General features: G+C 68.9%; 11 protein-coding genes and 2 pseudogenes. 8 read left to right on the top strand and 5 right to left on the bottom strand.

What is annotated here, in order from left to right; genetic code table 11:
* Nucleotides 1-328 precede the first annotated feature (328 nt).
* A pseudogene (locus ACZ7DL_RS35895) lies at nt 329-1,021 on the top strand (cellulose binding domain-containing protein).
* Between the two features lie 85 nt (nt 1,022-1,106).
* Here ACZ7DL_RS35895 and ACZ7DL_RS35890 read toward each other — a convergent pair.
* A complete protein-coding gene (locus ACZ7DL_RS35890; protein WP_470780818.1) occupies nt 1,107-1,985 on the bottom strand; it encodes a potassium channel family protein in 879 nt (292 codons plus the stop codon).
* Nucleotides 1,986-2,662: 677 nt separating this feature from the next.
* Between ACZ7DL_RS35890 and ACZ7DL_RS35885 the strand changes: the two genes are divergently transcribed.
* The 4 genes from ACZ7DL_RS35885 to ACZ7DL_RS35870 all read left to right on the top strand — a co-directional run bounded on the left by ACZ7DL_RS35885 (nt 2,663) and on the right by ACZ7DL_RS35870 (nt 6,817).
* Nucleotides 2,663-3,565, top strand: coding sequence for an EamA family transporter (locus tag ACZ7DL_RS35885; protein WP_470780934.1), 903 nt, complete (start codon nt 2,663-2,665; stop codon nt 3,563-3,565).
* A 109-nt stretch (nt 3,566-3,674) separates the two neighbouring features.
* Nucleotides 3,675-5,369, top strand: coding sequence for a tetratricopeptide repeat protein (locus tag ACZ7DL_RS35880; protein ID WP_470780816.1), 1,695 nt, complete (start codon nt 3,675-3,677; stop codon nt 5,367-5,369).
* Between the two features lie 241 nt (nt 5,370-5,610).
* Nucleotides 5,611-6,558, top strand: a complete 948-nt coding sequence (locus ACZ7DL_RS35875) for a GNAT family N-acetyltransferase (RefSeq protein ID WP_470780814.1) — start codon at nt 5,611-5,613, stop codon at nt 6,556-6,558.
* 10 nt (nt 6,559-6,568) lie between these two features.
* The gene (locus ACZ7DL_RS35870; protein ID WP_470780813.1) at nt 6,569-6,817 is read left to right on the top strand and encodes a DUF7660 family protein; all 249 of its coding nucleotides are present in this window, start codon (nt 6,569-6,571) and stop codon (nt 6,815-6,817) included.
* A gap of 11 nt (nt 6,818-6,828) precedes the next feature.
* Here the strand turns inward: ACZ7DL_RS35870 and ACZ7DL_RS35865 are convergent, their stop codons facing one another.
* Nucleotides 6,829-7,299, bottom strand: a complete 471-nt coding sequence (locus ACZ7DL_RS35865) for a hypothetical protein (protein ID WP_470780812.1) — start codon at nt 7,297-7,299, stop codon at nt 6,829-6,831.
* Between the two features lie 333 nt (nt 7,300-7,632).
* On the opposite strand from ACZ7DL_RS35865, the gene ACZ7DL_RS35860 reads away from it, so the two are divergent.
* Nucleotides 7,633-7,758, top strand: a complete 126-nt coding sequence (locus tag ACZ7DL_RS35860) for a hypothetical protein (protein ID WP_470780810.1) — start codon at nt 7,633-7,635, stop codon at nt 7,756-7,758.
* Nucleotides 7,759-7,803: 45 nt separating this feature from the next.
* On the opposite strand, the gene ACZ7DL_RS35855 is transcribed toward ACZ7DL_RS35860, so the two are convergent.
* Both ACZ7DL_RS35855 and ACZ7DL_RS35850 read right to left on the bottom strand, forming a co-directional pair.
* Complete coding sequence (locus ACZ7DL_RS35855) at nt 7,804-10,479, bottom strand: ABC transporter substrate-binding protein (protein ID WP_470780808.1); 2,676 nt, start codon at nt 10,477-10,479, stop codon at nt 7,804-7,806.
* 558 nt (nt 10,480-11,037) lie between these two features.
* Nucleotides 11,038-11,787, bottom strand: a complete 750-nt coding sequence (locus ACZ7DL_RS35850) for a transposase (protein ID WP_470780807.1) — start codon at nt 11,785-11,787, stop codon at nt 11,038-11,040.
* Between the two features lie 315 nt (nt 11,788-12,102).
* Here ACZ7DL_RS35850 and ACZ7DL_RS35845 point away from each other — a divergent pair.
* Together ACZ7DL_RS35845 and ACZ7DL_RS35840 are read left to right on the top strand one after the other, a co-directional pair.
* Nucleotides 12,103-12,532, top strand: a pseudogene (locus ACZ7DL_RS35845) (transposase).
* 113 nt (nt 12,533-12,645) lie between these two features.
* Nucleotides 12,646-15,141, top strand: a complete 2,496-nt coding sequence (locus ACZ7DL_RS35840) for an NACHT domain-containing protein (RefSeq protein ID WP_470780805.1) — start codon at nt 12,646-12,648, stop codon at nt 15,139-15,141.
* Nucleotides 15,142-15,190: 49 nt separating this feature from the next.
* Here ACZ7DL_RS35840 and ACZ7DL_RS35835 read toward each other — a convergent pair.
* A partial coding sequence (locus ACZ7DL_RS35835) for a transposase (protein WP_470780803.1) occupies nt 15,191-15,480 on the bottom strand: 290 nt, incomplete at its 5' end.

The raw sequence follows: 15,480 nt of genomic DNA, 5'->3' as shown, positions 1-15,480 counted from the left end.
AGCCGACCGCGCACCGGACCGGCCTCCTGCCGTTCGCACCGCGCCTCTCGCCGTCCCACACGGCGTCGGCACCCGGCCCCGTCCGCCGGTCCGGCCGGCCCGCCGCCGCCCCGACCGCACCACCCGGACCACGGCGGCCTGGGGCACCCCCCCCCACCTGACCCACCCGCGCCGGGCGGCCCCCGGCGCGGCTCCCGCGTCCTCGCCCGCCCGGCCGGCACGGGCCCCGGGCGGGCGGGGATCCCAGCGTCCCCCCCGACGCACAACCGAACGGAAGCCGCACGAAACCGTACAGAACGATCGGAAAGCGAACGGAAAGGAGAGAACGGTGGCTCGACGCAGCAGACTGCTGTCACTGGCGGCGGCCCTGTCGACCCTGGCGGCGGCGCTCGGCCTGGCCCTCCTGGGACAGGGCACCGCGCAGGCCCACGGGGTGGCGATGATGCCCCCGCACCTACCTGCGTCACCTGGACACCCGCACGGCGACCGGCGGCCTGGACCCGACCAACCCCGCCTGCCGGAACAGCCGCCCTGCGGCCGGTCCGGTGACGCCCTGCGGTTCATCCAGTAGGTCCGCTCGGACAGCCAGGAGAACTTCTTCTCCTGCTCCGACATCGTCTTCGACGGCGGCCATGGCGAGGTGACCGGCATCAGGAACTCCGGCAGCACGCCGACGCCCACTCCCTCGGATCCGCACACCGGCTCCTGCATGGCCACCTACTCCGTGGTGAGCTCCTGGAACGGCGGCTTCCAGGCATCCGTCGAGGTCATGAACCACGGCACGGCCCCGCTCGACGGCTGGGGCGTGGCATGGAAGCCCGGGGCCGGCACGAAGGTCGGCAGCATCTGGAACGGTACGGCGTCCACCGCCGCCGACGGTACGGTCACGGTCCGCAACGTGGACCACAACCGGGTCGTACCCGCCGACGGCAGCGTCACCTTCGGCTTCACCGCCACCTCGACCGGCAACAACGTTCCCACCGGGCCGATCGGCTGCGTCACGGCACAAAGCACTCCCTGAGCCTCGCGCCCCTCGCCGCCTCCCCGGCACGCTCCGGGGGGGCTGCCATTCCGACGCCGCGCAGCCCCGCCCGAACCGGGCAGCGTCAGGATTGCGTGAAGCTGCGCCCGTGGTCAGCGGCGTAGGCCTCGAAGACCTCCGCAGATGGTCCGCCCGTATGAAGAAAACGCTGGTCGAGGATGGCGGCGAGGTCTTCCAGCGCGGCGGCGAGCACATCGCCGGTCAGCCGGACGTCCGGCCGTCGGGCTGCCTGCCCTCGCCGGGCGAGGGCGGCGGCATAGCCGAGGATGGCCGCCAGGGAGGAGTGATCCTCCCCGTCATGGAAGTAGTAGGCCTCGGAGTACTGGGTGAAGTCGACACGGATTCTCACGACTTCGGTGGCCAGGCCGTCCAGCAGGAGCGCCCCGGCAACGCTGTCGATCTGCTCGGCCGTCGGATCCGCGTCGCGCAGCAGCGCCAGCCTGATGGCCAGCACCCTCCTGCGGGTCAGCGCGGGGTAGATCTCGAGCACCCAGGAGACCGTGGCGGTCAGGAGGGCGAAGCCGACGAGCGCCTCCAACGGGGAGACCAGGCGAAGCCACCCTTCGGCCGGCGTGATGTCACCCAGCCCGAGTGTCGCGACGGTGACGAGTGACAGGTAGACGGCGTCGAGGAGTGCCGGCTGCTGCGCTGCCCTGGAACCAGGTGTGAGCGTGAAAGCCCCTGGCATGTGGGGCCAGTAGATGATCGCCCAGCCGAGGATGATGACGGCGGCCCAGAGACCGACCACCGTGACCATGGCGAGCGGGCCGACGAGGCCGACCACACGCCTGCGGGCACGCAGGCGCCGGGCCAGTCTCCACATCCCCGTCATGACGAGTCGGCTCAAGCCGGCGTGGCGGGTGGGGTGCCAGAGCGTATGGAACAGATCTCGCAGGGCGGCCATGACCATCCCCACCCCTACCAGCGAGACCAACCACTCCATGCTCGTCTCCCACGGGCCCGTTCCGTGAAGCGGCCTCGACTCACCGAGCGATGAGGACCATCGCATCTGCCGTCCCATTTTGCCCTGATTTCGGAGCGTAATGCACATGCTCGCCCCCGCGCGGATCGACCGCCTTCGCCCGCATGCCCCCGTGCCGCTTTACCGCGATGGCGGCGTCATACGGCCGCGAGGAGCAACGCCAAGCGCCTGGCCGCCGAGGCAGGGTACCTCGGGGCCGCGGCGGCCCTCGCCCTGAGCGGCGTGGTGTTCGGCGTCGGGAGCGCCGGCCGGAGGTACCTCGGCCGTCGGCGCCTGCGGCAGTGGGACAGGGAGTGGACCCTGGTCGGGCCGCGGTGGGGGCACAAGACCGGCTGACCACGCCGGTCCGCGCTCGGGTGTTTCCACACTCGCCTCAACGCGCCGGGCTACGATCGTTGAGGCTCCGGCGGGTCCGGGAACCGGCGAGTGCTGCGCAGCCGTATCCTCACGCGCTGCCCTTGGAGGTGGTCCGGGTCGGTGCAGCGGTGGTAGCAGATGAGGGTGCGCGCCGCCGCGGGCGATCCGCGGCGCGCTCTGCCGGCGTCGCAGCCAAGCGCGTAGGTGGGTTCGCATCCCGGAATCCGCGAAAATCACGCGACGCGCCGCGCCCGATCGTCAAGACTCCACGCGTGGCCACCATGAATGCCGATGGGACTGAACGCTGTCGGTCCCCCCGCTTCTCCCTGACCGCGTCGGCCGGACGTACCTTCGGCGCGATTCCGCCAACGGCACTGGTACTGCTCGGCATCGTCAGTGTTCAGGTGGGCTCGGCAGTGGCCAAGCACCTTTTCAGCGCGGTGGGCAGCTTCGGAACGGTCGCGTTGCGACTGTTCTTCGCGGCGGCGGTGCTGATGCTGTTGTGGCGGCCGTCACTGCGTATGAATCGTCGCACGTGGACAGTGGTGCTCGGCTACGGCGTCACTCTCGGCGCGATGAACCTGTGCTTCTACCTGGCGCTGGCCCGGATCCCGCTGGGCATCGCGGTGACCGTCGAGTTCCTCGGGCCGCTGATGGTGGCCCTGGCAGGGTCGAGGCGATGGCTGGACGCTTTCTGGGCCGTGCTCGCGGCAGGCGGTGTGGTCCTGCTGCTGGAGGGACGCGGCGACCTCAACCTTCCCGGTTTTCTGTTCGCCCTCGCCGCGGGAACCTGCTGGGGCCTCTACATCCTGGTCGGCGCGGCGCTCGGCCGTCACACCACGGAAGGCAACGGTCTGGCCCTGGGCATGGCCGTCGCGGCGCTGGTGGCTGTGCCGTTCGGCGTGGCCGACAGCGGTACGGCGCTGATTCAACCGTGGGTCCTGGTCGCGGGCCTCGGCGTGGCACTGCTGTCGTCGGTGATCCCGTACTCGCTGGATCTGGAAGCACTGCGCAAGATCCCCCCGCGCGTGTTCGGCATCCTGATGAGCCTCGAACCGGCGATGGCGGCCCTCATCGGCCTCATCGTGCTCCAGGAGTCCCTGCACTGGTCGCAGTGGATCGCGGTGCTGTGCGTGGTGGCCGCATCGGCGGGCGCCGCACGCAGCGCCCGCCCAGACGCCTGACCGCCGGCAAAGCCGTCTCCGCGCTGTCCTTCGCTAGGGTCGTGGTACCGGCCGCTGTCGTGCCGTCCCGGTGACCGGGACGGCTGGCCGTCAGCCTTGAGGAGCTCGTATGGACTACTACGACCTCGGCAGCCACGGCCGGCGCGTGACGACGACGTCCTCAGAAGCGCAGACGTGGTTCGACCGCGGGCTGAACTGGACGTACGCCTTCAACCATGAGGAGGCCGTCCGCTGCTTCGAGGCCGCCGCCGCGGCGGATCCCGCCTGCGCCATGGCCTACTGGGGCCTGGCCTACGCGCTCGGCCCCAACTACAACAAGCCCTGGGAGTTCTTCGACGAGCAGGAACTGGGGCGGACGGTGGAGCGTGCGCACGCCGCCGTACAGCGGGCACACGCCAAGGCGGCCGGCGCCACCGAGGTCGAGCAGGCCCTCATCAGCGCCCTGGCGGACCGCTATCCACAGGCCCAGGCCCCGGACGCCGAGGACTGTTCCGTGTGGAACGTGACGTACGCCGACAGCATGCGGGCCGTCCACCGGCTGGCCGGCGACGACCTGGACGTCGCCGCCCTGTACGCCGACGCCCTGATGAACCTCACCCCCTGGCAGCTGTGGGACATCCGCACGGGCAGTCCGGCCCCGGGCGCACGCACCACCGAAGCCAAGGCGGTGCTCGAACGGGCGATCGCCACACCGGCGGGCGCACGGCACCCGGGCCTGCTCCACATGTACATCCACCTGATGGAGATGTCCCCCACGCCCGAAGCCGCCCTGCCCGCCGGTGACCTGCTGCGCGGCCTGGTGCCGGACGCGGGCCACCTCCAGCACATGCCCTCGCACCTGGAAGTCCTCTGCGGCGACTTCCGCCGTGTCGTCTCCGACAACACCGAGGCCATCGCGGCCGACGAGAAGTTCCACGCCAGGGCCGGGGCGATGAACTTCTACACCCTCTACCGGTGCCACAACCACCACTTCAAGATCTACGGCGCGATGTTCCTCGGCCGCTTCAAGGACGCGATCGAGACCGCGGACCGGCTGGAGTCGGCGGTGCCCGAGGAACTGCTGCGGGTGGAAAGCCCGCCCATGGCGGACTGGCTGGAGGGCTTCCTCGCGATGCGGGTGCACGTGCTCATCCGCTTCGGCCGCTGGGACGACATCCTGAACCTGCCGATGCCCACCGACGCGCGGTTGTACTGCGTCACCACGGCCATGCTGCGCTACGCGCGCGGGGTCGCTCTCTCGGCCATGGGCCGCATCGACGAGGCCGAGCGGGAACGTGGGCTCTTCCGCGACGCGGCCGCCCGGGTCCCGGAGACGCGGATGCTGTTCAACAACACCTGTACGGACATCCTGGCCATCGCCGCGCACATGCTGGACGGTGAACTGGATTACCGCAGGGGCGAGTACGAGGCGGCGTTCGCGGCGCTGCGCCGGTCGATCGAACTGGACGACGGCCTACCCTACGACGAGCCGTGGGGGTGGATGCAGCCCACACGGCACGCATACGGCGCGCTGCTCCTCGAACAGGGCCTCGTCGCAGAGGCCGAAGCCGTCTATCGCGCCGACCTCGGACTGGACGACACGCTGCCGCGCGCCCTGCAGCACCCGGGCAACGTCTGGGCCTTGCACGGCCTGCACGAGTGCCTGCTGCGGCTCGGCAAGCAGGGCGAGGCAGAGATCCTGGCCCAGCAGCTGAAGATCGCCACGGCGATGGCAGACGTACCGATCGAAGCGTCCTGCTTCTGCCGTCTCCAGCCCAGCGCACCCTCCACTCCCCCGCACCACTGCCACACCACACACCGCTGAAACCGACCGCGCCACCAGCTGTCCCAGGCGGCGGACCACGAACGGTTGCCCACCCCGTCCTGGAGGTGGAACCGGTCAGGGATCGCGGCGCGACGATCGGCTGGTGTGTGAACGCCCGCCGCACCGCACGCAACGACGAGCGGCTGCCCCGGTGTGGCCGCCAGACGTTGGACCAGTCGTGGCGACGGCTCGTCTCTCGGCGCGTGCCCCCTCGAGTCGAGTACATCGGCAATCATGAAGCATGCGCCCGCATGACTGGCACCTCACGGAAGACGTCGACGACTTTCTCGCCCGAGCCGGAGACTTCCTGCGTTCGCGACCCGCTCTGCACAACACGCCACTGACAGCGATCGAGAGACTGCGAACGCGCGGGGCGGACGCATACGGCGCCGAAGCCACCGTCTTCGGCCGACTGGAGTCAGGCGGCGGGGTCCGCGCCATATTCTACCGCCTTCCGTCCCACCGCCTGACCCTCACCCCGCTCTCCCCCGGGCAGGCCGGCACCCTCGCCGCCCACCTGGCCGACCTCGGCCACACCTTCTCCGGCGTCACCGCGGACCACGACACCGCCTCCGCTTTCGCAGAGGCATGGCAGCGGCGCACAGGCACAGCGGCGGTACGCGACTGGCGGGGCCGTCTGTACCGGCTCGGCACGCTCACGCCCACGGGGGCGATCCCGGACGGCCGGGGCCGGGTCGCGGGCGCGCAGGACCGTGGGCAGATCATCCGATTCTGCAACGAGTTCTGCGCCGACGTCGGAGAGGCCCCCTCCGCGGACGCCGACTCCTGGGCCGCCTCGCGCTTCGGCGACAAGCACTACACGTTCTGGGAGACCCCGGACGGCACTCCCGTCTCCATGGCAGGCTCGACGTCGATGGTCGGCGGCATGATCCGGGTGGACCCCGTCTACACCCCGGCCCACCTCCGGGGTCGCGGCTACGCGGGCGCCGTCACAGTCGAGGTGAGCAGAGCCGCGCTGACCGCAGGCGCGACGGACGTCGTCCTCTTCACGAACCCGGCCAACCCCACCAGCAACGCCCTCTACCAGCGCATCGGATACGTTCCGGTTGGCGACTTCTCCGGGTACAGGTTCTTTGGATGTCAGGAAGGAACTCGCCCTGCCGGCCCCTCAGGTAGCGGATGCGCAGGAGGAACCAGATCAGCAGCCGAGCAGCAGAGTCCCAAGTAGCGTCTCCGGCATGACTTCTTCTCCTGATCACGTCGACGGCAGAGAAGCCCTGGCAGCCTTTGTCCGTTCCCTGCATCGCAGCCACGCCGAGCAGAGAAGCTCATGGGAGAACGCGGACCTCCCCAGCTTCCTGGATGCCTTGGCGGCATGGATCGAGGATGCGGACGGCTGGTACAGCAACACCGGCCGCGAGTTGCCGGCCAGCGGTGACTGGACGTTCTTCGCACGAGCTCTGCGAGCCGCGGCCATCTACGAATAGTCGGGGCACCTCTACCCCGATACCTCGCCCCCGGGGCTCCACGCCGACTCGACCCCATGCCACGCTGACGGCCCGCCCAGTGCCCGCACAAGGTGTTCCTGCGAATGGTCGAGCGAGCGGCGAGCCGCGTTGACGAACCTCGCGTGTGCCTCGTACAGCCCACCGTGAATCGGCCGGAGCTCTTCCAGATCTGTCGGCTGCCGGCCATGGAACAGGATCGTGAGCTCCTCGATGAGGTCGCAGATCTGCTCGGCCGCCGCCATGGCCTCCTGGCTTGCCACCAAGGACATCGATTGCAGGGCGGCATTGAACGGCCCCCAGACGACGGCGGGCGCGCGCCTGTCCACGAACGCCTCACGGAGTTCCATCTCCACGACGCCGAAGGCTTGAAGGAACTTTTCGTAGGCGGCGGTCCGTGAGTCCTGGAGCCACTGGCGGTTCTGGCCGCGCCGTCCCACAACGCCACCCGCGATGACGCCCACGACGGTGGCGGCGATACCTCCCGCAGTGGATATCAGGAGTCCCCATGGGACAGCGACACCGGCAAGATCAACGAGCGAAGCGGATGGCACAGGTCGAATCGGCACCGGCATCCACGACCTCCGGAGCCGGTTGCGGGAGCTTCTGGCCCTACCCCTGGACGGGAAGATCAGGACGGACGGCGAGCAAGATCATGTAGGCGATCGCCGCTGTTGCCCCCAGGAGGGACAACACACCCCCCCGCGACGGCTCGCGGCCTGCTCGCTCGGCCCGAGCCGGATGCGCGGTACTCGACGCAGGCCCGCACGAGGCCGGCGAGGGCCAGGGGCAGCGCGATGAAGCAGACCAGCATCCAGAACGGGCAGCAGAGCCAGGACGCCATGGACGCCCCGCCGAACCAGACCGCGAGCTCGGCCCTCTCTCGTGTCTCGTCCGGTGCACCGACAGAAGTCATGGGCTGATCCAAGCAGAACACCTGGTGGAGGCTGAACACCGGCAGCGGCTGATCAGCCCGCGCAGGGCGGCCCCTGTGCCTCGCTCGACTGGTCCTCGCGGTAGGCGCCGCAGGCCAGGACGGCCTCCGGGCGGTCCCCCGACTGGCGCAGCAGGACGAGGGTCTTGTCGTGGGGTGGGGCGTTGGCCCCGTCGTAGGAGACGAATCCGGTGGCTCCGTTGAAGGAGATGCCGGTGCCGAGGACCAGCAGGACCGACTCGCGGTCGATGTCCGGGTCGCGCAGACCGGCCTGGCGCACCGCCTGCGACAGGACGTGGAAGGCGTCGTACGCGACCGCGGAGTGGCCGTCCTGCCTCCAGGGGTCGGCGCCGTCGGTGGTGGCCTTCACATAGGCGTCGTAGTCGGTGATGAACTGCTTGGTCCTGTCACTCGCGTCCGGATCGTCGTCGGGCAACCGGTGCGCGGAGTAGTACAGGCGCAGCCAGTCCTTGTTGGCGAAGGCGCCGGTCTGCGCCACGTTGGTCAGCTCGTTGCCGCCGAGCACCGTCACGTCACGCCCGGTGCACGTCCCGGCGGTGTCCATGGAGTTGATGAGCGCGGTGAAGTCCTTGGCCCGCGCCGACCAGTACACCACCGACTCCGGCTTGTCCTTCAGCGCGTCGCACAGCGCCCGCGCCAGCAGGTCGGCGTTGGGCTGGGAGACGGCACCGCTCAGTGGCGCGGGGCTGAAGCGGCCCTCCTGATTGAAGTCGAACACCTGGTGCGTACCTCGGAACTCGCCGACGAAGCGGCCGGCAAGGCTGTGGCTGTACAGGTCCGCGGAGCTCTCGATCACGATCGCGTGCCTGGCCGGCCCGCACCGGTCCTCGGAGCCGGGCTCGGCCACGATGTTCTCCGTGTACGCGAACTCCGCCTCGATCCCGGCCTCGCGCGAGTTGAACGGCGTCGACGGCCAGTACGTTCGTGCGGCCGGGCCGGTGAGCATCTCGTCGGCGGTCGCGGTGGTGCCGATCGAGGGGATGCCCGCCTTGCCGAGGATCCGGAGGGCGGCCTGAGTCTCCTTCCGGCTCTGCGCGAAGCCCAGAACGCCGACGACTCGGTCTCGTGCCGGGACGCTCCTCTCGTGCGCCACCTCCGCGACGAGCTTCTTCGCCTCGCTCTCGGCGTCGCGGAAGGCCACTCCGGCTTCGCGTACGTCCACGCGCAGAGGTATCAGGGAGTCGTCGGCGGCGGCCTCGCGGTTCAGCTTCTCCTGCCACATCGCGATGCCGCGCAGTTCCGGGATCGTCCCGTCGAAGCGCGTCTCGTCATCGGTCTTCGGCGGGTCGGACACGAAGGCGACGACGGTCCGTACGGCGCGACCACCGGCGGCGTACTGCGCGACACGCGCGTTCTGGTCGTCGATGGTCTTCTTGGCCGCCTGGTACCAGGCGGCGGCCTCCACCGGTATGGGCTCCGTGGGCGCGGACTCCGCCACGGACCCGGTGCCGCCGAGGCAGTCCCGCGCCGGGGGAATCACGCCCGGGAGCACGAGTCCTGCCGTGAGCAGGGCGAGTGCGGACACCCCGCTCGCGATCGAGGTCGGAACGCGTCGGCTGAACCTGAACGTTCTCGGCTTGACGGCCAGGACGGGCACGCCGCGCGCCGCCAGGGCGTCTTCGGAGATGGTGACCAAGACCGGGGGTTGGTCGGCGGCGCCGTTGTCGGCGAGGCGCACGCTCGCTTCCGGGAAGGTGCTCTCGGCCGGATCGCCCAGCTCCCGCAGCAGGGCGTCGGAGGGCACGCCCACGGCGACGACGAGCGGGCCCGGCGGTCGTGCGGTGGACCGGGCCCGGTGGAGGGACCGCAGGAAACGCTCGGCGGCACGGGCGCCCGGATGTCCTGCCGGAGGCAGCTCCACGAACAGGACCGGGCGGCTGGTTCTGCGGCGGCGACCGGGCAGGATCCGCCCGATCGCGGGTCGGCGCAGGTCTTCCAGCAGGGCGCGCAGGACGAGCCAGTCGAACTCCTGGAGCGCCTCCTCATGGGCCGCGTCGTCCATGAGCTGCACGGAGCGCTCGGCGGCCACATGGTCCATCAGCCGGAAGAGGTTCTTGCTGCCCTGGGCCACCTGTTCTGCGCCCAGCCAGCCCCGCATCACCTTGCGTGAGACCCGACGGGCCCACAACCATCGCGGGAGCAGCTGAACGAACGACAGCCAGCTCAGGTTGGCCAGGAAGCCGGCGAGCCCGTCGAGAGACGGTCCCTGCATCCTGGTGAAGGCCAACGCACCGCCACGATGGGCCCGTCGCTCGCTGGCGTGGTTCCGCAGCTCGGCTTCCTGGTTCGCGTTCGTCGCCCACTCCTGCGGGTGCGACCTGACGTACTCGATCAGGTCGCACATGACATGGAAGTACGGGAAGCGGTCGGGAGTCATGTGCTGCGGAGCGCTGCGGTACAGCTGTGTCCCGGCGTTGACGGAGAGCAACCTGGAGTCGGCTTCCGCCCTGCTTCCCGCCGGCAGATGAGCGAACGGTACCCGTTGCCGCAGCGCCCCGGTCAGGGCCGCGACGATACGGTCCACGCCGCTCCGGTACGACGCCTGCGGCACGCGCAGAAGGAACAACGGCGGACTGGTTCCCAGCTTCGCCCGGTTCTCGTACTCGGGGGCCACGGTGACCCGGAACTCCCGTACGAACTCAATGGCCTGGTCGTTCGGAAATCTGGGGCCGTCGAGAGGTGCAGTCATGCGGAACTCCCCCATGTCCAACCTGATCAACCCACGCCACGAGACGACACTGCCTCCTGGCCAACTCGACCCGTCGCGAATGAAGTTGGGTGACGGAGGCCGAGAAAGGGGAGTTGCAGGGTAGCTGCAATGCGGCAGGGGTAACAACGGATCGCCGAAAGCGCTGCAGCACTCCTCACGTGCGCCCCCTCACACCCGCCCCATGCGCCCCCTCCGGCCCGGGAGCGCGCTCGCCGTACAGGGAACCGCGGCCACCGGTCGCCGCAACCGCCGCCACAGGGAACCACCCGCGGGACAGGCGATCCGCTCCCTGGGAGAGCGTCTTCGAGGCGCGCGGGTGCGGTACCGGCGCGCCCGCAGGAGCGGAAGGCGCGTCGCTCCCATCCGCGCTCGGGGCCTCTCAACGGGCCATACCGAGGTGTGGGTATTGCGGCATTTCGAACAGTTCATCTTGACTGAACGGCAGGGACTCCGTTGCTGAGCACAGAGGACATCGACGATCAGTTCCCCTGGCTGGACACGCCGCAGCTCCACCACGCGATCAGTCAGTGAGCTTCTTCAGCCTTGACGCTCCAGGGTGAGGATGGCTTTGGCGATTGACGTCATGCGGTTCGGACTGCATCGGGACCTGCGGAAGATCCGCCAGGATTTCAAGCGGGCGACGCCGCGTTCGACCGGTGCCCGTGCCGCGGCCAGGGCCCGGTTGACGGTCTTCTCGGTGGGGGTGAGTTCCTGCAGGGGCCTGCGTTTGATGCCCGTGGTCAGCCAGGGGCCGCCGCCCTGGTAGGCGAGATCGGCCAGGATGGGAACGCCCTGGCGCTCGCAGATGCGGATGATCCGGTGGGTGCGGGCGGCGGTCAGGTCGTGGGCGCGGCCCGGCAGCGCGGGTGAGAGCCACAGCAGCCGGCCGTCCGGATCGGTGACCACCTGTACGTTCACTCCGTGCCGGCGGTGCTTGTGGAAGTAGTCCGCGCGTGAGTCGCCGACCCGGTCGCACTCGGCGAGGGTCCCGTCCAGCAGGACGAAGTCCACCTCGGCCTCGCGCAGGGCCTTCAGTAGACCTGGCGCACGTTGGGCGAGCAGGTCGGTGACTGCGCTGGTGTAGGCGTGGGCGGTGGACTCGCTGATCCCGAACCCGGCAGCGATCTTTGCCAAGGTTGTGTGCTCACGTAGGTACACCAGTGCCACCATCGCGCGCTGGGACGGGCGGAGCTTGCAGCGTCGGTCGCCCTCACGGGTGACGATGAGCATGGTGACCCACTCCACGAGCGCATGTGGCAGGTCGAGTGCGGCAGGATAGATGACCAACGAGGCCCCTGAGCAGCGTGGTTGAGACGTCAGACATCTCGATCAACTGTCCGGGGGCCTCGCTCGTTGCGCTTGTCGGGTGTCACATGATCGGGGCCCGGCTCGAAGAAGCTCACTGGGTCGTCGGGCATCTCCGAGACCATGTGGACGCCGATCGCGGCACGGCGTCCGTGCCGAGGCGCTCGATCACACCGCGCGAGCCCGACGTCAGCCTCGTAAGAGCTCGTAACACGATCTTGTTGAGGTGTGGTGGTCGGGCGTGACTGGTGTGACGATTCGGCTGTTCGGGAGGGTGTGAGTACTCGGCCGTGGACTGTGGACGACGACGTGTGGACGTTGTCGGGCCGTTGCTGCCGCCCTGGCCGGAGAAGGCGCCCGGCCCGCGGCCGGTGGACGACCAGCTGTGTCTGCAGGGCATCCCGTACGTGCTGTACAACGACATCAGCTGGGAACTTCTGCCGCTGTAGCTGGGTTCGGCTCCGGGCAGACGTGCTGGCGCCGACTGGGCCGGTGGCATGAGGCGGGCGTCAAGCGCCGGATCCTGCCGGTGATCTCCCGCAAGGGCGCCCTGAATATCAAGGGCCTGGGCAAGCTCCGCTACGTCGTCGAGCCGACCCTCTCGCCCCTGTACCACTTCAAGCGCCTGGCTGTCCGCTGGGAAAGACGCTTCGACCTGCACGGTGCCCTCGTCTCCCTGGCCTGCTCACTCATCTGCCGGAGATGCCTCAAGAAGACCCGCCCATGATCCCGTTACGAGCTCTTACAAGTGCGGGGTGAGTTACTCGATCGCGATCTTTGAAATGTTTCAGCGAGCGCCATCGACCGAGGGTCGGCAATATCGGGGATATGAAAGGGCCAGTGCTGTGGTCAATCACCGTCATTGCGATCGGTGCGATCGTGGCGGCGATCATGGCGGGGTGGCTCTTGGGAGGGGGGTTGGAAGCGGCCAGCGAGGTCGCTGGAGTAATCGGCGCTGTGGTGATCGGGGTCCAGATCATCCGCTGGACACAGCGCTCAGCGCAACCGGCAGTGACAGTGTCCACACCCGGGCAGGTGGAGAAGGCACGGCAGACGCTGGCTCGCCTGGTCTATGCACAGTGGCGGCAGGAAGCCGAGGTGCGCCGACTGGACGATCCTGCGCCGGCCGCGGTGCGCTGGCGGCTGTCCGCATTCGATGTGATGGACCACGCCAGCCACATCGCCGAGCGTGGCCGAGTGCGGTTCTCCGGACGCACCGACCGCGTAAGCGAGCTGGTCAGAGCGTTCCACGGCCTCAGCCGACGCCGACTGGTGATCCTTGGGGCGCCGGGCATGGGCAAAACTACCCTGGCCGTGCTGATGCTGCGCGAGATCGCAAGAGAACTATCGAATCATCCGGAGCAGGATGAGCCAGTGCCGGTCCTGCTGCCGCTGTCCAGCTGGGACCTCCGCGGGGGTGAGGGCCTGCATGATTGGCTGGCACGGCAACTGGCTGCCGACTACCCATCGCTGCGTGCACCCGAGTTCGGCCCAAACTCTTGCAGGAGCCTGGCCGAGGAACGTTGGATCCTGCCCATCCTGGACGGCCTCGACGAGCTTCCCGCACACACACGCCGGGAAGTACTTGCTGCACTCAATCGAGCCACCGCCGACCCCCTCATTCTCACCTGCCGCAGCGAAGAGTACGGGGCCGCGGTCGCCCAGCCGGGTGACGTACTCACGGCCAGTGCGGTCATCGAGCCCGACCCACTCGACACTACAGACGCCGCTGCCTACCTCACAGCCTGTCTCCCCCGCGACCCTGGCGGCGCCTGGTCTCACATCCTCTTCCAGATGAGGACCCACAAGGGCGGCCCGCTGACAGAGGCACTGACCACGCCGCTGGCGCTTTGGCTAATCCGCGCCGTCTACGTCGACCCCCACAAAGACCCCACGCCGCTCACCGACCCGCGCCGGTTCCCCACCGCCACCGCGATCATCCGCCACTTGCTCGACAATCTCATCAGCGCGCTCACCATCGCCAACCCGCCCGTCTCACGGCGTGATCGGCAGCGCCATCCATTCCGGCCTCGCCGCGCCTGGAACCCCCATGACGCGCAGCGCTGGCTCGGTTTCCTTGCCCACGACCTCAGCCAACTTGGCACCCGCGACCTCGCTTGGTGGCACCTTCCCCGCATCTTCCCCAGACACCAGCTCGCCATCATGCGGGGGGGCGTAGCCGGGATCATGGCCTTGCTTGGGGCCGGGCTCGTGACGGGTGGCGAGCTATCGAGTCGGCTCTTCACCGGGCTCACGGTCGGAATCACGGTCGGGATCGCAGTCGGGTTCGGATCTGCGATCATGCGGGCGCCCCCGACCGAGCCGGCCTACGCCAATCTGCGACTTCGTGGCCGAACCCGCCTTCTACCCCAACGCCTCATGGCCGGGCTCGCGGTCGGACTCGCGGTCGGGCTCTTCTCCGGCCTTATGTACGGGTACGGGCTTGTGTACGGGCTCGGATTCGGGCTCATCTACGGGAGCGTGTTCGCGATCGTGGGAGTGGTCCAGTCGAGGGTCGAGCTCCAACGCCTTGCGGTCGGGCTTGCACTCGGGCTTGCGCTCGGACTCATGACCGGGATCGCTGTCGGGCTCGCGGTCGGGCTCGTATATGGCCTTGCACAGGGGAGCGATCTCCCGATCGTGGGCGGGCTTCAATCGGGAGTTGGGATCGGGCTCGTGACCGGGATCGCGGTTGGGTTCGGATCTGCGATCATGCGGGCACCCTCGACCGAGCCGGCCTACGCCAATCTGCGACTTCGTGGCCGAACCCGCCTTCTACGCCAACGCCTCATGGCCGGGCTCGCGGTCGGACTCGCGGTCGGGCTCTTGATCGGGATCGCGGCCAGGCTCATTGAGACGCTTGTGTTCGGGTTCATACTCTGGCTCGGGGAGCACGGCTTCCGGATCAGCATCAGCGATGCGCTCATTGAAGGGATCAGCGATGGGTTCGCGTTCGGGTTCGCGTTCGGGTTCGCGTTCGGGCTGATGGAATGGATGCGGACCCCACAGACAATGGGTAGGCCGAGAACCCCCGCGTCCGCGTTGCGCAGCGATCTCCAGGTCGTCACTCTTCTCATACTCGCGGGCGGACTAATTATGTCCGCGTTCATGGGCGATTTCCTGTTTGGGGTTGTGGGCGGGCTCGTATTGGGACTCGGCCACGCGGCGGATTCCTACGTGATCACGAAGGTCCGACTCAACCTGACTGGACGTCTGCCGTGGAGGCTGATGAATTTCCTCGACGACATGTACCGGCTCGGCGCGCTACGCCAGATAGGAGCGATCTACCAGTTCCGCCACGCCGACCTGCAGGACAGGCTCGCCAGTCAGCACTGATCGCACCCAAACGATGCCGTGGCGTGGGCTGTTCCGCTAACAGGCCATTTCATTTGGGGAGTCTGCGGTAGCAGATGAGGGCAGCTGCCAGCGCGGTGAAGGCCAGGAAGTGGCCGGGGTTGCGCTCGTAGCGACGGTGCAGGCGTCGGCAGCCGGTGAGCCAGGCGATGGTGCGTTCGACGACCCAGCGGTGTCGGCCCAGGTGTGTGGAGTTCTCGATGCCGCGCGTGCGTAACCATCGCCGCAGGTGGGGATAGTCGTAGCCCTTGTCCGCGTGCAGCTTGGCCGGGCGTCGGCGTCGTGGCCCGCGGCGTGAGCGGATCGGCGGGATGCCCTGCA

Source organism: Streptomyces sp. NPDC036984 (assembly GCF_055607665.1).
Note: the sequence above shows the minus strand (reverse complement) of the source record. Positions and strands in the feature narration are given on the sequence as shown.